The sequence below is a fragment of the Mesorhizobium sp. M1307 genome, assembly GCF_040318155.1.
GTDB lineage: Bacteria > Pseudomonadota > Alphaproteobacteria > Rhizobiales > Rhizobiaceae > Mesorhizobium.
On sequence record NZ_JAMYLR010000020.1, the window covers coordinates 35,187 to 56,681 of the forward strand.

Sequence of the window (21,495 nt, forward strand, 5' to 3'; positions counted from 1 at the left end):
CATCGTTTCACGGTCGCGTGTGGGCGGTTGCCCGGCGTCCGGACGAGTACGGTGATCAAGCCGCGCTCGCGCCGCGGCGGCGGCCGCCCGACCATCGCCGATGTCGCCCGCAAGGCCGGCGTCGGCGCCATTACCGTATCGCGCGCCCTGCGTGAGCCGGGGCGTGTCTCGGAAGATCTGCGCCGCCAGATCGAGTCGGCCGTGAACGAGCTCGGCTACGTGCCCGACCCGAATGCGCGGGCGCTGGCTTCGGCGCGCGCCGAGGTCTTTGGCGTTCTGGTGCCGTCGCTTACCAACAACGTCTTTGCCGAAGTGGTGCGCGGCATCTACGACAGCCTGTCGGACGGCCCTTTCCGGATTCAGCTCGGCAACACCCACTATTCCGGCCTCGAGGAAGAGCGGCTGCTGCAGGTGTTTGGCCCGCAACGCCCGGCGGCGCTGATCGTGGCCGGCATCGACCAGACGCTGGCCTCGCGAAAACTGCTGGAAACGGCAGGCTGTCCGGTGGTGCAGGTGATGGAGACCGGGCCCGATCCGGTCGACATGATGGTCGGCTTCTCGCATTTCGAGGGCGGCAAGGCGGCTGCGGAACATCTGATCGAGGCAGGCTATCGCCGGATCGGCTTCATCGGTGCGCGCATGGATCCGCGTTCGCAGCGGCGGCTTGCCGGCTATCGCGCGGCGATGGAGGCGGCCGGCCTGTTCGATCCGAGGCTCACCACCACGACGCCGGTGCCCTCCAGCGTCACCCTCGGCCGCGAATTGTTCCGTGACGCGCTGGCCAAGGTGCCGAGCCTCGATGGGGTGTTCTGCAACAATGACGATATCGCCCTCGGGGTGCTGTTCGAATGCCATCGCGCTTCGATCGCCGTGCCGAAGACGATCGGCATCGTCGGCTTCAACGATCTCGACATGATGGAGGTGGCCTTTCCGTCGGTCACCAGCGTTCGGACCTACCGCTACGAGATCGGCCGGCGGGCGGTCGCCATGGCGCTTGCGGCTATCGAAGGCAACAGGCCAGAGCAGCGGGTCGTCGACCTTGGCTTCGAACTCAAGCGACGTGAGAGCACGGCGCGCTGAAGCGAGCCTCGACGCAATGGCGCTTTACACTACGTCATGGTAGCGCTACCAGTTGTCGCCGGGCGGTACTTCGCTCAGAAGATGGGGGCTGTTTATTATACATAAGCGACAGCTCATGCTTGTTTATTATGTATAATATGATAGTTTTTGTGGGACTAGCCGGGCAGCAAAGGAGGGGATCGGGTCGGCATTCGGCCACCTGAACGCGCGACGGGTACGGCGGGAGGTGCCGGGCCGGAAACGCGCAAATTCATCGGCGTAACAACAAACAAACTGCAACTGGGAGGAATATCGATGATCAAGTCACTCGTTGGCGGTATCGTTGCCGCCACTGCTTTTGTCATGCTGAGCTCGTCGGCGATCGCCGATCCTGAAATCGTCAAGGGGCCATCGGCCGAGCCTGACTGCTTCGCGCCCTGGTCGGCCGATACGCAGTTCTTCAAGTTCCCCAAGAAAGATGGCCCGTACCGCATCGCTCTGGCCAACGGCTATATCGCCAACACATGGCGCATCCAGATGGTGCAGACGGCGAAGGCCTATGCAGCGCAGCCGGCGGTCGCGGCCAAGCTCAAGGAATTCAAAGTGGTCTCGACCGGCGAGGACGTGCCGGCCCAGATTTCGGCAATCAATAATTTCATCGATTCCGGCTATGACGCGATTGTCGTCAACGCCCAGAACCCGACCGCGTTCGGCCCGGTCATCAAGCGGGCCAAGGAAGCCGGTGTGGTGCTGGTCGCTTTCGACAACATCCTCGACACCAAGGATGCCATCAACGTCAATGTCGACCAGAAGGGCCTTGGCGAATTGTGGGCCAACTGGCTGGTCAAGCACGTGCCGAACGGCGGCAAGGTGCTGGAAGTGCGCGGCGTCGCCGGCACGTCCGTCGACACCGATCGCCACAACGGCATCCACGAGGTTCTCGACGCTTCCGGCAAGAAATGGGACGTCACCGAGGTCGTCGGCAAGTGGGATGACGGCGTTGCGCAAAAGGCTACGGCCGATGCCATTGCCACCAACGGCCCCTTCGACGGCATTACCGGACAGGGCGGCGATACCGGCATCGTGCAGGCGATGATCGATGCCAAGCATCCGTTCGTGCCGTTCGGCGGCGAGACGGAGAACGGCTTCCGCAAATTCTGCGCCAAGTTCGCCGCTGACGGCCTGAAATGCTCGTCGGCCGGTACCGGCCCGGCGCAGGTCGCGGTTGCCATCAAGACGGCGATTGCAGCACTTGAAGGCCAGGTCGTGCCGCAAGCGGTCAAGCTGCCGCTGGCGATCGTCGAGGATCCGAACTTCAAGGCAGGCCAGGACTACTTCCCCGACCAATCCGACAATTTCTTCGTCGGCAATTCCTTCCCGACCTGCGGCATCAATTTCACGGCGCAGGAAATCATGGGCCAGAGCAAGGAAAACCAGTAAACTCCGACAGCCCGACGCCGCGGGAGATCCCGCGGCGTCGGCGCTCGACATCCTGATTGCCAAGCGCCTGGGGAGGGCCGATGGACGGTGCGGTTCCGCTCTTCCGCATGGAAGGCATATCCAAGCGCTATGGCGGCGTGCGGGCGCTGGAGAAGGCCGAACTGTCGGTCACTCCAGGCAGCATCCACGCCATTCTCGGCGAGAACGGCGCCGGCAAATCGACGCTGATCAAGGTCATGGCGGGGGTTGTTGCGCCCGACGAGGGCCGCATGATGCTGGACGGAAGCGAAGTTACCTTCGCTTCGCCGGCCGCCGCCAACCAGGCCGGCATCGTCTGCATCTTCCAGGAGCTGTCGCTCGTCCCCGAACTCAGCGTTGCCGACAACATCGTCATTTCCGATCCGCCGAAGCGTTTCGGCATGATCGACCGCAAGGCGCAGCGCCGCATCGCCGAAGAAGCCCTTGCTCGCGCCGGCGCCTCCGATATCCATCCGCTGGCGCTGGTCAAGGATCTTCCTCTTTCAAGAAGGCAGATGGTCGAGATCGCCAAGGCACTGGCGCGCAAGCCACGCATCCTGATCCTGGACGAGGCGACCTCGGCGCTGACCGCGGCTGACGTCGCCAGGGTTTTTGCCGTGTTGAAGCGGCTGCGTTCGGAAGGGCTGGCGCTGCTCTATATATCGCACCGCATGAACGAGATCGCCGAGCTGGCCGACCAGTGCACGGTGTTCCGCAATGGCCGCAATGTCGCCAGCTACGCGGCCGGTACAAAAAGCGACAACGAGGTCGTCGAGCTGATGATCGGGCGCGAATACAGCCACATCTTTCCGCCCAAGCCCGCGCGGGCGGCTGCCGCAGCCACGCCGGTTCTCGAGGCGCGCAGCCTGTCCTGGACGGATCGGCTGCACGATGTCTCGCTATCGGTCGGGGCGGGCGAGGTGGTCGGGCTTGGCGGCCTCGACGGCCAGGGCCAGCGCGAATTGCTGCTCGCCTTCTTCGGTGTGCTGCGTGGCCTGTCGGGCCAGATCCTGATCGACGGCAGGCCGGTGGCGATCGCCAGCCCGGCCGCGGCGCGCGATGACCGGATCGGCATGGCGTTGATCCCGGAGGACCGCAAGACCGAAGGCTTGATGCTGCCGATGACGGTGCGCGAAAACCTCTCCTTTGCCGCCCTCGATCGGCTGTCCAGGGCCGGCATCATCGATCGCGCCGCCGAGCAGCGGCTGATCGACGACATGGTCGGTCTTCTGGCGATCAAAACCGCCGGCCTCGACATTTCGGTCGGCGCGCTGTCCGGCGGCAACCAGCAGAAGGTCGTCATCGCCAAATGGCTGATGCGGCAGCCGCGCATCATCCTGCTTAACGACCCGACGCGCGGCATCGACGTCGGCACCAAGCAGGAGCTTTACCAGTTGATGCGCAAGCTTGCCGACCAGGGTGCGGCGATCCTCTTCTATTCGACCGACTATGACGAGCTGATCGGCTGCTGCGACCGCGTGCTGGTGCTCTATGATGGCGCGGTCAAGCGCGAACTGGTCGGCGCCGAAATCACCGAGCGGGCGCTGATCGCCAGCGCGCTCAACATTCACGAAGAGATGCCAAGGCAAGGAGCGGGCGCGTGAAGGATTGGCGCTACTGGCTTGCCGAACAGCGCGGAACGTTGCTGGCGTTCGGCATCTTCGTTGTCATGTTCGTCATCTACACCTCGAACCATCCGGCGGGCTTCACCGCCAACGTCGTACAAACGGCCTCGAACAAGGGCGTGCTGCTCGCCTTCGTCGCCATGGCGCAAACGCTGGTGGTGATCACCGCCGGCATCGATCTTTCGGTCGGTATGATCTTCACGCTGACCAACTGCCTGGCCTCGTGGCTGGTCGTCGGCACCGGCATCGAGACCGCCTTCGGCGTCCTCGCCGTGCTCGGCACCGGGCTGCTGTGCGGGGCAATCAACGGTGCGATCGTTATCTATGGACGCCTGCAGCCGATCGTCGCCACCATCGCCACCGGCGCGGTCTATTTCGGCATCGCGCTGCTGCTTCGGCCGTTTCCCGGCGGCTCGGTCAATGAAGGGCTCGCCGATGCGCTGACCGGGCGCCTGTTTGGTTTTGTGCCGGCGAGTCTGGTGACGCTGCTGGCGGTCGTGCTCGTGGTCTGGGTGCCGTTCAGCCGGTCGGTGCTAGGCCGCGCCGCTTATGCAGCCGGCTCCTCGGAGATGGCGGCCTACATGTCCGGCGTGCCGATCCGGCGTGGAAAGTTCGCCGCCTATGCGCTTGCCGGTCTGCTTGCCGCGATCGGCGGGCTGTTCCTGACGTTCTTCACCTATACCGGCGATGCGGCCTATGCCAGCGGCAACGCCTATACGCTGTTTTCGATCGCCGCGGTCGTGCTTGGCGGCGTGTCGCTGTTCGGCGGCAAGGGCAGCGCCATCGGCGCGATCTTCGGCGCGCTTGCCTTCCGCACCATCGGCGACCTGCTGTTCGTCTTCGATTTCGATCCGCTCTGGCAGCCCCTGTTCCAGGGCGTCATTCTGCTGATCGCGGTCAGCCTCGGCGCGTTCGCCCTGTTTCGGGTCCGCAACCGGCTGGAGTGGTTCCTGTGAGCGAAACGACTGTGAGTGGTCTCGCCGGCCGCATGCCGAAATTCCTCCGCCGCGCCGACCCGGCGGTGCTGACGGCGTTCGCCTGTATCGTGCTGCTGCTGTTCCTCGGCAGCCTCTATTCGCGCAGCTTCCTGTCGCCTGAATACCTTTTGCAGCAGCTCAAGGTGGCGTCGTTTCTCGGCGTCATCGCGACCGGCATGATGCTGGTCATCCTGCTCGGCCAGATCGACCTGTCGGTGCCCTGGTCGGTGGCGGCCGGCGCCATGATGGCCTGCGCCGCGGCCGCATACGGTACCGTCGGCGTGGCGCTTGCCATTCCGTTCGGCATCTTCTGCGGTGTTCTGATCGGCATCGTCAACGGCATCGGCGTCGCCTATCTGCGCATTCCCTCGATGATCATCACGCTTGCCACCAACGCCGTCGCGCAGGGGCTGATGGTGGTCTACACGGGCGGTTTCTCGCCGCAGGATTCAGCGACTGGTGCGATGCGCTATCTGGCGACCGGCTTTGCCGTTCCTGCCGTGCCCAACGCCGTCCTCATCTGGGCGCTGATCGGCGCCGCAATGGTGTTCGTGCTGACCCGCACCGGCTTCGGCCGCACCGTTTACGGCATCGGCAATCGCGAGCGTGCCGCCTATCTTTCCGGCATCGATACAAGGCGCGTGGTGATGATCGCCTTTGCGGTTTCGGGCGGGCTCTCCGCCTTCGGCGGCGTGCTGTTGGCCGGCTATGCCTCCAAGGCGGCACAGTCGATGGGCGATGCCTATCTGCTGCCGTCGATCGCCGCGGTGGTGCTCGGCGGCACCTCGATCCTCGGCGGGCGCGGCTCCTATCTCGGCACCGTCGCCGGGGTAATCCTGATCACCCTCTTGCAGTCCATTCTCTCTGTCATGCAGATGCCGGAGGCGGGACGGCAGATCATCTACGGCGTCGTCATCGTCGCCATGCTGCTGCTCTATGGCCGCGCGCCGGCAAGCCGCTGACCTGCATGACCGGTAAAGACGTGGCATATAAGCCGGCGAGCACTGTTCGAACGACACCCGCCATCGTGGTGATGGGCGTTGCCGGCTGCGGCAAGTCGGTTGTCGGCGAAGCGCTTGCAGCGGCATTGGGCGCCGTCTTTATCGAAGGCGACAGGCTGCATCCGCCCGAAAACGTCGCGCGCATGGCGAGCGGCCAGCCGCTCGCCGACGCGTTGCGCGAAGGCTGGCTCGACGCGATCGGCCAGCGGATGGCCGCGTCGGTCGCAAGCGGGCAAGGTGTGGTCGCCGCCTGCTCGGCGCTGAAGCGCAGTTATCGTGATCGCCTGCGCGGCTTTTGCCCGGATGTCGTCTTCGTTTACCGGGAAATCGACCCGGCAACAGCAAAACAGCGCGTCGGCAATCGCAAGGGCCATTTCATGCCGGCAAGCCTGGTCGACAGCCAGTTCGCCACGCTCGAGGCGCCAGCGGCGGACGAGGCGGCGATAACCTTGGATGGCACGCGTCCGGTCGCCGACACCGTCGCGACTGCCTTGAGCCTGCTTGCGCGCTAGATTTGCGACGTCAGTTCGACTGGGAAATCGTCATTGTCGGCGTCGCGCATGGCCGCAAGGCTGCGGTTGTCCAGCACCTCGGCGATCGCCTGCCGGACCTCCAGCATCATGTGCCGAACCTGGCAGGTCGCCTCGTCGCAATCCTCGCAGCGCTGGTATTGCGTGCGGCTGGCGCAGGGGATCGGCGCCAGCGGCCCGTCGAGGACACGCACGACATGGCCGATCTTGATCTCGGAAGCCGGCCGGGCAAGGCGGTAACCGCCTTCCTTGCCCTTGCGGCTCTGGACGAAGCCGGCGTTACGCAACTCGCCCAGGATGGCATCCAGGAATTTCTTGGGGATGTTATTGGCGACCGCAATGTCGTTGACGAATGCGAGCTGGCCGACCGGCAGGCCCGACAGATGCACGAGGGCCTTGAGGCCGTATTTGCCTTTTTTGGTAAGCATGCCCCGAGTCAACCCATGAAGCCCCAACCACCCGCGTCTGGCGGCTGTTTGTGTGCAAATCATGACGGTTTGATCACGCGAAGCCGTTCGCGAAAACAAGCCGTCCGTTCTCACGGTAGGCACAAACGCGTTGATTCTTTGTAACGTTTTGGACGGAATGCGCCCGGAAAGTGCCAGAAATCACCTTTCGCGGCGCGAAAGCAAAGAAGCCGGCAAAGCCGGCTTCTGTCAAAGTTGGAAGATCGCCTCAGCGGCTGCCATAAGTCTGGTCGAGCAGGCCGTCCGCTGCAAAGTGCTCGGCCTGGACCTTGGCCCAGCCGCCGAAGACGTCCTCCACCGTCAGCAGACGGACATCGGGAAACTCAGCCTTATATTTGGCGGCGACCGCCGCGTCCCGGGCCCGCAGGCCGTTGCGGGCGGCGATGTCCTGGCCCTCCGGCGTATAGAGGAAGTCGAGATAGGTCTTGGCGAGATCGCGCGTGCCATGCTCGTCTGCAACGGTGTCGACGATCGCCACCGGAAATTCCGCCAACAGGCTGACCGAAGGCGTTACCTGCTCGAACTTGTCCTCGCCATACTCCTTGCGGACGCCGCGCGTTTCCGACTCGAAGGTGATGAGTACGTCGCCGATTTCGCGCTGCACGAAAGTGGTGGTCGCGGCGCGCCCGCCGCTGTCGAACACCGGCACGTTGTTGAACAGCTTGGTGACGAACTCCTTCACCTTGGCGTCGTCGTCCTTGAAAGCTTCCTTGGCGTAGGCGGTGGCCGCAAGATAGGTGTAGCGCGCATTGCCCGAGGTTTTCGGATTGGGGAAGATCACCTGGACATCGTCGCGCACGAGGTCGTTCCAATCCTTGATGTGCTTCGGATTGCCGGCGCGCACCAGGAAGGAGGGCAGCGAATAGAATGGCGAGGCGTTGTCGGGAAAGTCCTTCTGCCAGTCGGCGGAGATGAGGCCCTTCTTGACCAGGAAGTCGATGTCGATGACCTGGTTGAACGTGACCACGTCGGCGCCGAGGCCTTCGGCGATGGCGCGTGCTTGTGCCGAGGTTCCGGCATGCGACTGATCGATGGTGACGCTGGGGTGGCCGGCGACGAACGCCTTGTTGACCTGCGCAAACAGTTCGCGGCCGACATCATAGGAAGCATTGAGCAATCTGTCGGCCGACCAGGCTTGGGAGGATGCGAGGACCAGGCCGGCCAATGTGGCGACGCCAAGCAAAAATCGCTTCATGAAAACAGGCTCCAATGCCATGAGCTTAATGCCGGACCATAGCGGCAAGGCATCGTGCGCGACGAGGCACGCAGAGCGGCCGCTCCACGTTGTCGATAGAAGAAATATTCCCGCTGTGGGCGATTTCTAGTTTTTTCTTTCAAGCAGAGTCTCAGGACAGCTTGGCAGCGGCGCCGATGCCGTCGGCGTTGCGTCAAGAAAAGATCAGCCAAGTTGCACAAGAAGGTCGAGGAATTGCTGGCTGAGATACCCGTCTTGCCGCTCGATGTGCCGGTGGATGCCGAGCACGGCGCGATTCGCGCAGAACTGGAAGGCAGGGGCCAGACCATCGGCCAAAATGACCTTTTTATTGCTGCCCACGCCTGTACGCTGGGAACTACCCTGGTGACCGCCAATACCAGGGAGTTCAACCGGATCAAAGGCCTGAAGGTCGAGAACTGGCTGGTGTAGCGCCTGATAGAGGATCAAGCAGCCGGAAAAAGCTTCCAGCGCCGCGGCCTAAAAGCCACGCGACTTTTCTGCGCCGCCGGATGATCGACGGGCAATTCGATCTCGACCCGCTGACGTTCGCCGCCGATTTCGAGCTCGACCCGCCTGGTGCCGGCGACGCGGCGGCTGGCGGCGACCGTGCCGGCGATGCAGCCGTTGCATTCTTCCACCAGATCGACGTCGTGCGGGCGAAAGAACAGCGTCGCTTCGCCTTGCGGTGCGTGCGGCGCGGAAAGCCCGATCGGCCGGTCCGCGATCCAGACCTGGCCGTCCTCGACCTTGACCGGAAGCGAACTCGATTCGCCGATGAAGCCGTAGACGAAGGGCGAGTTCGGAGTGTCGTAGATTTCGTCGGCGGTGCCGACCTGCTCGATGCGGCCCTGGCTCATCACCACGACGCGGTCGGCAAGCTCCAGCGCCTCTTCCTGGTCATGGGTGACGAAGACCGTGGTGTGGCCGGTGGCGTCGTGGATGTCGCGCAGCCAGCGGCGCAGTTCGCGGCGCACCTGCGCATCGAGCGCGCCGAACGGCTCGTCGAGCAAAAGCACGGCCGGTTCGATCGCCATGGCGCGGGCCAGCGCCACGCGCTGGCGCTGGCCGCCCGAAAGCTGTGCCGGATAGCGTTTTTCCAGACCGGAAAGCTGAACGAGGTTGAGGAGTTCCGAGGCGCGGCGGCGGATTTCCTTCGCCGACGGGCGTGACGGCCCGTGCCGGACCTTGAGTCCGAAGCCGATATTGTCGGCGACCGTCATATGGCGAAACAGCGCGTAGTGCTGGAAGACGAAGCCGACATTGCGCTCCTGAATCGACTTTTGAGAGGCATCCTCTTCGCCGAAGAAGATCTTTCCGCGGGTCGGCCGCTCCAAGCCGGCAATCAGCCTGAGCAGCGTCGTCTTGCCGGAACCGGAAGGTCCCAGCAGGGCGATCAGTTCTCCCGACTTGATGTCGAGCGAAACGTCGCGGAGGGCCGGAAACCGCTCAAACTCCTTGCGCACGTTGGCAACGCGAACTTCCATGCAAATCCCTTTTGTAGTTGATGCATGCCGTTATCCCAAAACCGGTTCCCACTTTTGGGCGACATCAAATCTTTGTTTTATGCATGTCGTTGTCCAAAAACCGCTACACACTTTTGGGCGACATGCATTTGTCAGTGTCCGCGCGTCGCGGCGATCTCGGCGCCGTAGCGCATCTCGAGAAGTGTTTTCAAGACCAGCGTGACGAGCGCCAGGCCGGCAAGCAGCGAAGCGACGGCAAAGGCGGCGGCGGCATTGTACTCGTTATAAAGGATTTCAACATGCAGCGGCATGGTGTTGGTTAGCCCGCGTATGTGGCCCGACACGACCGAGACCGCGCCGAACTCGCCCATGGCACGGGCATTGCACAGCAACACGCCGTAGAGCAATCCCCATTTGACGTTGGGCAATGTCACGTACCAGAACGCCTGCCAGCCGTTGGCCCCGAGCGACAGGGCAGCCTCCTCGTCGCCATTGCCCTGTTCCTGCATCAGCGGGATCAATTCGCGGGCGACGAAGGGGAAGGTGACGAAGACGGTGGCCAGCACGATGCCCGGCACGGCAAACAGGATGACGATGCCATGCGCCTTGAGCCAGGCGCCGAGCAGGCCTTGCGCGCCGAACAGAAGTACATAGACCAGGCCGGAAATGACCGGGGAGACCGAAAACGGCAGGTCGATCAGTGTGGTCAGGAACGCCTTGCCCTTGAACTCGAACTTGGCGATCGCCCAGGCGGCGGAAATACCGAAGACGATGTTGAGCGGCACCGAGATCGCCGCGACCAGAAGCGTCAGGCGGATCGCCGAGCGCGTGTCCGGTTCGCTCAGCGCCTGTGTGTAGGCCTCGATACCTTTGGCGAAAGCTTCCTTGAAGACGATGATCAGCGGCAGGAGCAGGAAAATGCCGAGGAAGGCAAAGGTCACTATCATCAGCACGGTTCTCGCCGTGCGGCTCTCGGTCACCGCCGGCGACTGGCTTTCATGGTGCGGCGCGTAGGATTTGATCTCCGGGTCAGCCATAGCGCTTGCGGCTCCAGGTCTGCACCAGGTTGATGACCAGCAGCATGACGAAGGACAGCGCCAGCATGATCGCCGCTATCGCGGTCGCCGCGGCGTAATTATATTCCTCCAGCCGGATGACGATCAGAAGCGGCGCGATCTCGGATTTGAACGGCAGGTTGCCGGCGATAAAGATGACGGAACCGTACTCGCCGACGCCGCGCGCGAAGGCCAGCGCGAAACCGGTGACGATGGCAGGCGCCAGTCCGGGTAGTAGAACGCGGCTGATGATCTGGAAGCGATTGGCGCCGAGCGTGGCGGCCACTTCTTCTACCTCCTTGTCGATCTCCTCCATGATCGGCTGCACGGTGCGCACGACGAAGGGCAGACCGATGAAGATCAGCGCGATGACGATGCCGAGCGGCGTATACGCGACCTTAATGCCGAGCGGCGTCAGCAGGCTTCCGATCCAGCCATTCGGTGCGTAAAGCGTGGTCAGCGCGATGCCGGCAACCGCCGTCGGCAGCGCGAAGGGCAGGTCGACCATGGCATCGGCGATGCGGCGGCCTGGAAAGCTGTAGCGCACCAGCACCCACGCGACGATCGTGCCGAAGACGACGTTGACGGCGGCGGCAACGAAGGCGGTGCCGAAGCTGATTTCAAGCGCGTTGATGGTGCGGCGGTCGGTGACGATCGCCCAGAAGTCGGTCCAGCCGAGCGCCGCCGAGCGCCAGATCAGCCCGGACAGGGGGATGAGGATGATGAGGGTGAGGTAGGCAAGCGAGAAGCCGAGCGTCAATCCGAAACCCGGAATGACGCTCGGCTGCCTGAATCGCCACCTCGCCTTGGCGGGTGCTGTGGTCATGTCGTCCTGATCTAAATGCTACTGGGCCGGCTTGTAGATCTGGTCGAATATACCACCATCGCCGAAATGATAAGGCTGTGCCTTCTTCCAGCCGCCAAAAAGCGGGTCGTCGATGGTGATCAGCTTGATCTCAGGCAGCTTGGCCAAGTCCTCCGCCGGCACCAACTCGGGCTTCGAAGGGCGATAATGGTTTTTGGCGATGAGCGTCTGGCCTTCCTTGGAATAGAGATAGTTCAGATAAGCTTCGGCAACTTTCCGCGTGCCTTTGGCGTCGACATTAGCGTCGACCACGGCGACCGGCGGCTCGGCCAGGATCGAGGTCGGCGGGTAGACGATATCGAAATTGTCGGCGCCGAACTCGTCGAGCGCCAGATAGGCCTCGTTTTCCCAGGCGAGCAGCACGTCGCCCAGCCCTTTTTGCGCGAAGGTCACGGTTGCGCCGCGCGCACCGGTATCGAGAACCGGGACATGCGCATAGAGATTGCCGACGAATTCCTTGGTCTTGGCCTCGTCGCCGCCATCCTTGGCGCTGGCGTAGGCCCAGGCGGCGAGATAGTTCCAGCGCGCACCACCGGAGGTCTTGGGATTCGGCGTGATCACCTGGACGTCGTCCTTGACCAGATCGCCCCAGTCATGGATGCCCTTGGGGTTTCCCTTGCGGACGAGAAAGATGATGGTCGAGGTGTAGGGCGCCGAATTGTTTTCGAATTTCGTCCGCCAGTCGGGATTGATCCTCTTCGCTTTCGAGACAATGGCGTTGATATCGCCTTCGAGCGCCAGCGTCACCACGTCGGCGTCGAGCCCGTCGATCACGGCGCGCGCCTGCGCGCCCGACCCGCCATGCGATTGCTGGACGGTGACCGTCTCGCCTGTCTCGGCCTTCCAGTGGGCGGTGAAGGCCTCGTCGAATTGCTTGTAGAGCTCACGCGTCGGATCATAGGACACGTTGAGAATCGTGGTGTCGGCAAACGCGAAACCGAGCGTGCCGAACTGGACAGACGTGGCGACCAGTGCGCCGAGCAGTTTCCTGAAATGAGGTTTGGTCATTTCCGCCTCCGTTGAACTCGCGCCAAATCTACCGAATTGATAGAATTTAGATGCATTCAATGTTGCCTTTTTTGGCCTATTGAAGCAATTTTTCGCCTAGTTTCGGCGATGCGAGAAACTATTTTCCCGCATGGACCATGATCGCGCTCCCGACGCGATTATCTAGAGACGGCTAGCTCTTCGGCAATGGCTGCGTCGCGCCCGAAGGTTTCGGCCGGCTATTCGGCGGTAACGGGAAAGTTGAAGCGCTCTTTTGGAAACGGCTCGTTCTCCAGCGTGAAGTGCCACCATTCGCGGGCGTAATTCTTGAAGCCGCGGGCACGCATCGCCTCGACAAGTCTTTTGCGGTTAGCCGCCGCTTCACGGGCTATCGGTCGGTGAGCCGTTTCGCTCGCTGGATCGAAACAGTCGAAACCCGTGCCGAAATCGAGCGTGTCGGCATCGGTCGCGCCGCAGGCCGGTTTCGGAGCGCTCTTGCGGTCGGCTCGCGCGATCGCGACATCGACCGTCGATCCGCGCGAATGGGTGGACAGTTCGCCGATATAGCCCTTGGCGATGAGATCCTTGCGCTTGACCTTTGGGTACCATTGCGGGTCCGGTGGCCCGCTCGTTTTTGTCCATTCACGCATGTCGGAGACAGCCCGCGCAGGGCGATAGCAGTCGAACACGACCAGCGTCAGTCGTTCGGCGGCAATCGCTTTCTGCACTGCCGAAAGCGCTTGCGCCGCTTGCCTGGTGAGGACGCATACCGGCGCATCGTAGCCGCTTACCTTGCGATGCAGGAAATTTTCGAGGCGGGCATAGCGGATATCCTGCCGGATATTGGGATCGATGTCGGCTAGCCGAACAAAGCTGGCGGGCAGCGCGTCAGCAGACGCCGAGGAAATACCGGCGGCCGAAAGCAAGACGTAAAATCCAATCCCCTGAATCACCTGCCAGAAATTATTCAAGGGAAACTTTCACTCGACGAAAACCTTCACACTGGCCGCGCGTCCCGCCGCGTCGATCACGGTTAGGGTCGAATAGCCGGCGCCGTCCGGCTGCCAGGTCGCGGTGCGCCGCCGGTCGATGCCGACCAGCGGCTTGCCGTTGGCCAGCCAGCGGAATGGTGCGCGGCCGCCTTGCAGCTTGAGCACCAGCGGCGAGGCGTCGGCCGAGGAAGTGCCGAGATCGACGCGAGCGCCGTCGGGCGGAAAGATGATGGTTGGTGCAGGTTCGCTCGGCGTCGCCTGTACCAGCCCATCGGCGCCGGCGCCGAAGCGCGTCAGCGTCACCGGCAGCTCCTCGCGCTTCGGACGCCGGACGCCGGACGGCTGGCTCGGCAGCGGTACGGCGGCCAGGCTGGAACGGGCAAAACCTTCGAACAGGATGGGCGCAGCCGAGACATAGCCGGACAGGCCGGGCACCGCGCCGGCGTCGGGGCGGCCGACCCAGACGCCGAGCACGTAGCGGCCGTCGAAGCCGACCGACCAGGCGTCGCGATAGCCGTAGGAGGTGCCGGTCTTGTAGGCGATGCCGCGTTGGGCGGCACCCTGGGGAGGCTTGACGCCTGACAGGATGTCGGTGATCTGCCAGGTCGCCTGCCCGTCGAGGATGGTGGTGGTCGAGCGTTCGGCATTCGCCGGCTCGGTGCCGTCATGCAGCGTGTGTGCCTTGCCGCCATTGGCAAGGCCGGCATAGAGTTGGACCAGGTCGCGCAGGGTCACCCCGACGCCGCCGAGGCCGATCGCCAGGCCGGGCGCTTCGTTGACGGGCAGGATAGGGGTCACATCGGCCTGGCGAAAGCGTGCCATCAGCCGGGCCGGGCCGACCGCGTCGAGCACGCGGATCGCCGGCACGTTGAGCGACAATTGCAGCGCCTGCCTGATGCTGACATCGCCCTGATAGCCCATGTCGAAGTTCTTCGGCCGATACCCGGAGAAATCCGCTGGGCTGTCCTCGATCAGCATCTCCTGCGCCACCAGGCCTTGTTCGAAGGCGAGGCCGTAGATGAACGGCTTCAGCGTCGAGCCAGGCGAACGAACGACCTTGGTCATGTCGATCCAGCCCGAACGGCTGGCATCGAAGAAATCGGCCGAGCCGACCTCGCCAAGAATATCGCCGGTGCGGGCATCGGCCAGCACCATGGCCACCGAGAGGCGAGGGCCGAGCCTGGCGGCCGCATCCTTGGCCACCTGCTCCAGCCCTTCCTGGACACTCTTGCGGATCGTCAGTTGCAGCTTCTGGCCGGGAATGGTCTGGGACAGCATCGTATAGGCCGCATGGGCAGCGAGCGCCGGCAAGGTCCGCCGCAGCCCCGACACATCGTCGAGCGCGGCACGCGCGGCCTCACGTTCGCCGAGCAGGCCTGCCGAGACCATGCGGGTCAGCACGCGGTCGCGGGCGGCATGGGCGACGTCGAGGTTGCGGTCAGGGCGCCGCTTTTCCGGCAATTGCGGCAAAGCGACGAGCAGGGCCGCCTCCGAGACCGTCAGCCGTTTCGGCTCCTTGCCGAAATAGGCAAGCGAAGCGGCGCGCACACCTTCGAGATTGCCGCCATAGGGCGCCAGCGTCAGATAGCGTTCGAGGATCTCGCGCTTGGAAAGCCGCCGTTCGATCTGGAGGGCGCGCAGCATCTGCTTGATCTTCGAGCCGAGGCTGCGGCTGTCGCGCGGTTCGATCAGCCGGGCGAGTTGCATCGGCAGCGTCGAACCACCGGAGACGATATGGCCGCTGGTCGCGAACTGGCCGGCGGCACGCGCCAGTGCCAGCACGTCGACGCCTTGATGATCCCAGAAACGCTTGTCCTCATAGGTGACCAGCATGTCGACGAACTGCTTGTCGACCTGGTCCAGGCTGGTAGCGAGCCGCCAGTAGCCATCCGGCGTAGCGAAGGCGCGCAGCAGCTGGCCGTCTCGGTCCTGCACCTCGGTCGAGACCGCCAAAGCAGCCGGCAGCGGCGGCGGAAAAGCGCGGTCGAGCTGCCAGAGGGCGGCGGCGGTGATTGCAGCGAGACCGGCCAAGGAAATGCCCGTGATGGCCGCTCGGCGCAGGAATTTTCTGGAGAGCATGGCGCCGCCCCTCATCCGCCTGCCGGCATCTTCTCCCCGTTTAGTGACGGGGAGAAGGGGGCTGTCGCGACCCTTGGCGCCTTTTCTGCGACGTTAAAGTTCGGCGAAAACTTCGGCGCATGGCTCTTTCTCCCCGTCTCTATACGGGGAGAAATGCCCGGCAGGGCAATGAGGGGCAGCGCCATCGCCATATTCCTATCCGCCATTTTTTGCCTTACGGCGCCTTGATCTCCATCATGCCGGTGGCGGTGCGGGCCGAATATTGCGGCCGGTACATGTCCTTGATCGTTGCCGCCGGGTGGGCGTAGGTGCCCGGCGTCACCGCGCGCACGACGTAGGCGAGTGTGATGTTGCGGTCGCCGTCGCCGTCGTTGGGATTGAACGCCGCGACGAAACGGTCGTCGCGGAATTCGAGATGGGCGGCATCGGTCTGCGCCAGCCAGGAGAAGTTCGTCAATTGGGCGCTGGAGACCAGGCCCGGATTGTCGATCTCGAAGCCGGCCGGCAACAGGTCGGTGATCAGCAGTCGCGAAGGCCAGGTGTTCTGCTCGTAAACCTTGAGCACGACGACATAGCGTTCGTTCTGCTTGACCTCCGTCACGTTGGCCTCTGTGCCGTCTAGCTTGTAGTAGGTACGGCTGATGGTAAAGCCGTTGCCGCCGGCCGGCAGAGGCTGGATCGGCGAGGCCACGGTGGTGACGACCGCCTGCAGCGGATTTCTGCCGGTGTTGACGATGGTGAGCGGACTGTCGGCCAGGTCGCCACCGGCGATCTGGTCCGAATAGCCGCCGGCATGCGGTGCGCCGTTGACGGTCAGCGCGATCGAATCATTGCCGGCCTTCAGCGCGCGGGCCGCCAGCAGCATCCAGGACTCGTCCTGTGTGCTGGTCCACCTGGCGTCGGCGCGTTCCCTGGTTACTAGTTGGATCAGCGCCGGCACGATGGTAGGCACCGGCTTGCTTTCCGCGGCAAGCGCCAGGATCGCCGCGCCGTCGCGCAGTGGCGAGCCATAGTCGGACCGGTAATAGTCATATTCGGGCGTCGACTTGGCCAGTTGCAGCGCGGCCTGGAAGGTTGCCTCCGAGCGCTGGGTGTCACCGTAGAGGGCGAGAGACGCCGCCAATTGGGCGACGGCCATCGGGCTGGTAAAGGCTTCGAGCTGGGTGTCGGCATAATAACGCAGATCGCCGACCGAGGCCTTTTTGTTGCGGGCAAGCACATAGAGCGCATAGGCGATCTCGCTGCCGCGATCCTGGACGTCCTGATCGTAGCCGATCGCGTTCTGCAGATTGCTCAGCGCCTGGTTCATCGCCAGGGCCGGTACGTCGTATTTCTGCTCGCGCGCCCGGGTGAGGAAATCGGTGACATAGGCATCGAGCCACAGATCGCCGGAACCCGGACCCCACAGGCCGAAGCTGCCGGCCGAGGCCTGATAGCTCAGCACCTTGTAGATGGCGTCCTGGACGCGGCCATGCAGATCGGGGTCGCTGGCCATGCCGATGCCGGAAGCCATCTCGTTGACGTAGAGAAGCGGCATGGCGCGGCTGGTGGTCTGTTCGGCGCAACCATAGGGATAGCGGTCGAGCGTCATCAGCAGCGACGGTACGTCGAAGGCAGCCGCCTGCGAAACGCCGACGCTGACCGAAGCGCCATCGAGCAAGCTTGCCGCCAGCAGTTCCTTGTCGACGCGCAGCGCGCCGCCATTGCCCTTGAGGTCGACGACCATGCGGGTGGTCACCGGCAGTTGCGCCGGGCGCACCGGCACATAGAGCGTCTGCTCGACGGCGGTGCCGTCGGCATGCGCAAGCTTGATGGTGATCGAGGCGTTGCCCGCGGTCTGCGCAATCAATGGCACGGTCAGCGTCTGCCGCTTGCCTTTGGCCAGCGTCAGCTTTTCAGGCAAGGCGGCACTGCCGGTAGACAGGTCGCCCGTCGTGTCGATGGTCAGCTTGTAGTCGCCAGCGGGGCCGTCCGTGTCGGCGACGTCGAGCCGCATGACGGCGGAATCGCCGGGAGCCAGGAATCGCGGCAGGCCGGCGGTGATCACCACCGGATCGCGAACGATGACGTCGGACTGGGCATGGCCGACTGCTTCCTTTGTCCAGGCGACGGCCATGACGCGCACGGTGCCGTTGAACTGCGGTATGTCGAAGTCGATCCGCGCCTTGCCGTCGGAGTCGAGCTGGACCGGGCCGGAGAAGAAGGCGACCAGCTTTTCGGTCGGCGGACTGCCTTGCGATTGCATGTTGGCGCCGTCGCCGCCGGTGCGCAGCTTACCGGTTGTGCCCAGCGAGCCGTCGATCAGCCGGCCATAGATGTCGCGAACCTCGAGACCGAGCATGCGCTGGCCAAAGAACCAGTTCTCCGGATCCGGTACCTTGTAGTTGGTCAGGTTGAGGATGCCGACGTCGACGGCGGCGACCATGACATAGGCGTTGGTGCCGGGCTGCACGCCGGCTACGGCGACCGGGATCGACAGCTGCTGGCGCGGCATGGTCTTGTCCGGCGGCGCCAAGCTGACGGCAAGCTTCCGCGAGCCGGGATCGAGCTTCAGCCATTTGACGCCGATGGCGCGCGCCGGCATGCGTGTCTCTTGCGCATCGCCCGGCCTGAACAGCGTTGCCGTGACGTAGGCGCCGGCACCCCAGTCGTCGCCGACCGGGATGTCGACGGTGCTGCCGCCGGCCGGCACGCTGGCGGTGACGGTCTTCAGGAGCTTGTCGGCGCCGATGGTGACGAGCAGCTCGCCGGCAAAGTGCGGCGACACTTTGAGCTTGGCCACTTCACCCGCCGCATAGGTATCCTTGTCGAGGGCGATCTCGAGGCCGTCGGGCGTTTCGGTGGTGGTGGAACTGACATACCAGCCGGCGTCGAACTCGTAGCTGGTGGCCGGGCCTTCCGGATCCGCTGTCTCGATCTCAAGCCGGTAGCGGCCCCAGTCGACCGGCAGCGACACCGTCGCCTCGCCATCGGCGCTCAGGTGGACCTGGCCGTTGGCCACCGCCTTGGTGAAGGTGACCGGCTCATAGTTCCAGGAGTTGCTCGAGCGGTACCACTGGTAGCTACGCTCGACCTTGACCAGCGACCACTGCGCGCCCTTCAGCGCCTCACGCTTGCCGTCTGGGTCGACAGCGATCAGGCTGAACTTGGCCGTGCCGCCTTGCGGCACCTCGTCGTCGTCGAAATCCGGGCGGATGCCGATCATGTGGCCCTGCGGGCGGATGCCGATATTCAGCGAGCGCTCGACGGCACGGCCGCCGGTTTCACGCATCCTGACAGTGACCTTGGCATCGACCAGCTTGGTGGTGGATGGCAATTGATCGACGGAGACCGGGAAGGTCGCCTTGCCGTCTTCGCCGACCACCGGCAGGCCGGTGAAGGGCGTCACCGTCGGTTCCGCCGACTGTTCGTCGGCCAGACCGAAGGAATAGCCTTTGAAGCGATCCCAGTCGCGGCCGGTCGACAGCGTCAATTCGCCTTCGAGCGCGAGGCCCGCGGCCGGCGCGCCGTAGAGAAAGCGGCCGTCGACGGTAATGTTGGCGGTCTCGCCCTGCGCGATCTCCTGCTTGTCGGAGGACAGGTCGAACTCGATGCGGTCCGGTACGAAGTCCTCGACCAGGAACATCTGGCTGGCGACCGCCGCCTGCTTGGGATCGGTATGGATCGCCACCGTCCAGGTGCCGCGCATGGCGTTGGGTTCCAGCGGCAGGTCGACCGCGTGACCGCCGGCCGATGCGCCGTCGCTGACGATGCGGCGGTCCTCGACGCCGTCGGGCCGCGAGAAGATGAAGGTCAGCGGCAGGTTCTCGACCGCCTTGGCGGCACTGTCGCGGGCAAGGGCTGCGACATGGACGTCCTCGCCGGCTCGGTAGATGCCGCGCTCGGTCCAGGCATAGACGTCGAGCGCGCCAGGTGCCGGCCGTCCGGCGACGCCACGGTCGGACAGGTCGAAGCCGGCACGGCCCATATCGAGGAAGACGAAATCGTCGTCGCCCTGTTTGGCCATCAGCACGGCCGGGGCCATGCCGCTGTCGCCGCGCGTCAGGCCGGGATTGAACACCGCCCGCCCTTCCGCGTCGGTGGTCGCGGTGCCGAGGATTTCATTGTTCCTGGCCAGCAGCGTCAGCTCGGCGCCGGCGATCGGCTTGGCGGTTGCGAGCGAACGGGCAAAGACGTTCAGCCCATCCTGTCCGGTATAGGTCGACAGGCCGATATCGGAGACGACGAACCATTGCGTGGCGTGCGAATCATAGTCGTCGCTGCGATCGTTGACGGTTTGTGCGGTCAGCACATAGACGCCGGGCTTGCGCTTCGGCAAAGCCTCGTCGATTGGGAAGGAGGTGGTGACTTCCTTGTTGAGGTCGTTGGCGATGTCGAGCTGGCCTTGCCAGACCGGCTCGCCCATCTGTTCGGAGATGTTCGAAATGTCGTAGCCGTCAAGCTGGCGCAGGAACTGATATCCCGAAAGAAGCTGGGCCAGCGAGCGGTCGCCGATGCGGAAGAGCTTCATTTCGGCGGCATTCATGTTGACGGTGACGACCGGTATGCCGCGGCGTGCGCCGGCGGGCAGCACGAAGCTGTCGCCGGTGAAGCGGGCCGAAGGCGCGCGGTCCTGCACGTAGATCGACAGGACCACCGGTGCCGCGGTGACCTCGCCAATGGCGGCCGGCAAGCCGGCGCGGAAGGTCACGTCATAATGTTGGCCGTGCTCGAGTCCTTCGACGCAGATCTGCTTGTCCTTGGCTTCGACGCCCTTGGGAGCGGCGTTGTCGACAGTAACGAACTGCGAGTAGTCGACGCCGGTCTTGACCAGTTCCTCGGAGAACTGCGCGCAGATGCGTGGCGCGCTGGTGTCGGCATCGACGGTATGATCGATGACGCGGAAGCCCTTGCGGGCCTTGAGATCCTGATAGGCGGCCCTGACTGCCGGCGAATTGACGAGAGCGAGGCTCGCCTCGTAGGCCTGCAGGGCCGGCCTGTAGAGATCGCGGCGATCAAGGCCGTCCCCGAGCAGCGCCAGCACGTCGGCGCGCGTCTTGGTGGTGCGCAGCAATTTGTAGGCGTTGAAGGCGGCGGAAGTGGCGTTCGCCGGTAGGGTCGACGGCTCCGAGCTGTTGGCGGTCGGATGGACGGCAAGCGTTTCGCGCGCCAGCTCGAGCCAGAGCTGGCCATCATCAGGCAACACCGAAACCGCCGCTTCGTATTTGTGCATGGCCGAGCGATGGTCGCCCGTCAGCGCCGACTGTTCGGCGGCGGCCCTCAGCGCCGTCAGCCCCTCGGTCGGCTTGGTGTAGGTCGGGCCGGTGAGCTTGTTGCGGTATTGCTGGGCCTGGTCGGCCATCCAGTTGGGGAAGAAGGCGAGTTCGGGTGGCGCGCCGATGTCGGGATCGCCATCGATGTTGACGATCTTGCCGGCGACGGCGCCGCCGAAGGGTTTCAACGAATTGTAATCGGATTTAAGGAAGCACCATTTGGCCTTGAGGTTGTAGGTGAAGGCGCGGCAGGCCGGGTCGCCGAGGCAGGTGGTCTTGCACTGGTCGAGGCTGACATTCTGGTCGGATCTGAGATCGAAACCGAAATAGTCGGAATTGTCCGATGTCACCACCGGCCGGGCTTCGGCCGCTTGCGCGACACCGCTCCAGGCAAAAAAGAGAAGGAAAAGAATTGATAGACCACGAGCCGCGCGCATTGCCATAAACCCCTCCAGACAAGTGCTTACGT

The 21,495-nt window shown here is 64.0% G+C and carries 15 protein-coding genes and 1 pseudogene; 7 read left to right on the plus strand and 9 right to left on the minus strand.

What is annotated here, in order from left to right; all coding sequences use genetic code 11:
- The first annotated feature begins 51 nt into the window (after nt 1-51).
- From gntR to NKH16_RS21115, 6 genes are all read left to right on the plus strand, one after another.
- The gene (gntR, locus tag NKH16_RS21090) at nt 52-1,080 is read left to right on the plus strand and encodes an HTH-type transcriptional regulator GntR (protein ID WP_352453280.1); all 1,029 of its coding nucleotides are present in this window, start codon (nt 52-54) and stop codon (nt 1,078-1,080) included.
- Nucleotides 1,081-1,374: 294 nt separating this feature from the next.
- The gene (locus tag NKH16_RS21095) at nt 1,375-2,499 is read left to right on the plus strand and encodes a sugar ABC transporter substrate-binding protein (RefSeq protein ID WP_352453282.1); all 1,125 of its coding nucleotides are present in this window, start codon (nt 1,375-1,377) and stop codon (nt 2,497-2,499) included.
- 80 nt (nt 2,500-2,579) lie between these two features.
- Nucleotides 2,580-4,121 (plus strand): sugar ABC transporter ATP-binding protein, encoded by a 1,542-nt coding sequence (locus NKH16_RS21100; protein ID WP_352453283.1) that lies wholly within the window; start codon nt 2,580-2,582, stop codon nt 4,119-4,121.
- The gene (locus NKH16_RS21105; RefSeq protein ID WP_023675830.1) at nt 4,118-5,098 is read left to right on the plus strand and encodes an ABC transporter permease; all 981 of its coding nucleotides are present in this window, start codon (nt 4,118-4,120) and stop codon (nt 5,096-5,098) included. The genes NKH16_RS21100 and NKH16_RS21105 overlap by 4 nt, the downstream gene beginning before the upstream one ends.
- Nucleotides 5,095-6,081 (plus strand): ABC transporter permease, encoded by a 987-nt coding sequence (locus NKH16_RS21110; protein ID WP_352456242.1) that lies wholly within the window; start codon nt 5,095-5,097, stop codon nt 6,079-6,081. The genes NKH16_RS21105 and NKH16_RS21110 overlap by 4 nt, the downstream gene beginning before the upstream one ends.
- A 5-nt stretch (nt 6,082-6,086) precedes the next feature.
- A complete protein-coding gene (locus tag NKH16_RS21115; protein WP_352748985.1) occupies nt 6,087-6,632 on the plus strand; it encodes a gluconokinase in 546 nt (181 codons plus the stop codon).
- Here the strand turns inward: NKH16_RS21115 and NKH16_RS21120 are convergent.
- The gene (locus tag NKH16_RS21120; RefSeq protein WP_006202816.1) at nt 6,629-7,078 is read right to left on the minus strand and encodes an RrF2 family transcriptional regulator; all 450 of its coding nucleotides are present in this window, start codon (nt 7,076-7,078) and stop codon (nt 6,629-6,631) included. The genes NKH16_RS21115 and NKH16_RS21120 overlap by 4 nt on opposite strands.
- A gap of 247 nt (nt 7,079-7,325) precedes the next feature.
- Nucleotides 7,326-8,312: a sulfate ABC transporter substrate-binding protein gene (locus NKH16_RS21125; RefSeq protein WP_352748988.1), complete on the minus strand. Its 987-nt coding sequence runs from the start codon at nt 8,310-8,312 to the stop codon at nt 7,326-7,328.
- A gap of 180 nt (nt 8,313-8,492) precedes the next feature.
- Between NKH16_RS21125 and NKH16_RS21130 the strand changes: the two are divergent.
- Nucleotides 8,493-8,762: pseudogene (locus NKH16_RS21130) on the plus strand (PIN domain-containing protein); the annotation flags it as partial.
- Between the two features lie 14 nt (nt 8,763-8,776).
- Here NKH16_RS21130 and NKH16_RS21135 read toward each other — a convergent pair.
- From NKH16_RS21135 to NKH16_RS21165, 7 genes are all read right to left on the minus strand, one after another.
- The gene (locus NKH16_RS21135) at nt 8,777-9,817 is read right to left on the minus strand and encodes a sulfate/molybdate ABC transporter ATP-binding protein (RefSeq protein WP_352647042.1); all 1,041 of its coding nucleotides are present in this window, start codon (nt 9,815-9,817) and stop codon (nt 8,777-8,779) included.
- Nucleotides 9,818-9,948: 131 nt separating this feature from the next.
- Nucleotides 9,949-10,833, minus strand: a complete 885-nt coding sequence (gene cysW, locus NKH16_RS21140; RefSeq protein WP_352621239.1) for a sulfate ABC transporter permease subunit CysW — start codon at nt 10,831-10,833, stop codon at nt 9,949-9,951.
- On the minus strand, nt 10,826-11,677 hold the full coding sequence (cysT, locus tag NKH16_RS21145) for a sulfate ABC transporter permease subunit CysT (RefSeq protein ID WP_352747487.1): 852 nt from the start codon (nt 11,675-11,677) through the stop codon (nt 10,826-10,828). Before cysT ends, cysW begins: the two co-directional genes overlap by 8 nt.
- An 18-nt stretch (nt 11,678-11,695) precedes the next feature.
- The gene (locus NKH16_RS21150; protein ID WP_352901640.1) at nt 11,696-12,724 is read right to left on the minus strand and encodes a sulfate ABC transporter substrate-binding protein; all 1,029 of its coding nucleotides are present in this window, start codon (nt 12,722-12,724) and stop codon (nt 11,696-11,698) included.
- Between the two features lie 218 nt (nt 12,725-12,942).
- Nucleotides 12,943-13,629 carry a M15 family metallopeptidase gene (locus tag NKH16_RS21155; protein ID WP_352901643.1) on the minus strand — a complete coding sequence of 229 codons (687 nt, stop codon included), beginning with the start codon at nt 13,627-13,629 and terminating at the stop codon, nt 12,943-12,945.
- Nucleotides 13,630-13,683: 54 nt separating this feature from the next.
- Complete coding sequence (pbpC, locus tag NKH16_RS21160) at nt 13,684-15,774, minus strand: penicillin-binding protein 1C (protein WP_352747492.1); 2,091 nt, start codon at nt 15,772-15,774, stop codon at nt 13,684-13,686.
- A gap of 214 nt (nt 15,775-15,988) precedes the next feature.
- Nucleotides 15,989-21,469 carry an alpha-2-macroglobulin family protein gene (locus NKH16_RS21165; protein ID WP_352901646.1) on the minus strand — a complete coding sequence of 1,827 codons (5,481 nt, stop codon included), beginning with the start codon at nt 21,467-21,469 and terminating at the stop codon, nt 15,989-15,991.
- Nucleotides 21,470-21,495 lie beyond the last annotated feature (26 nt).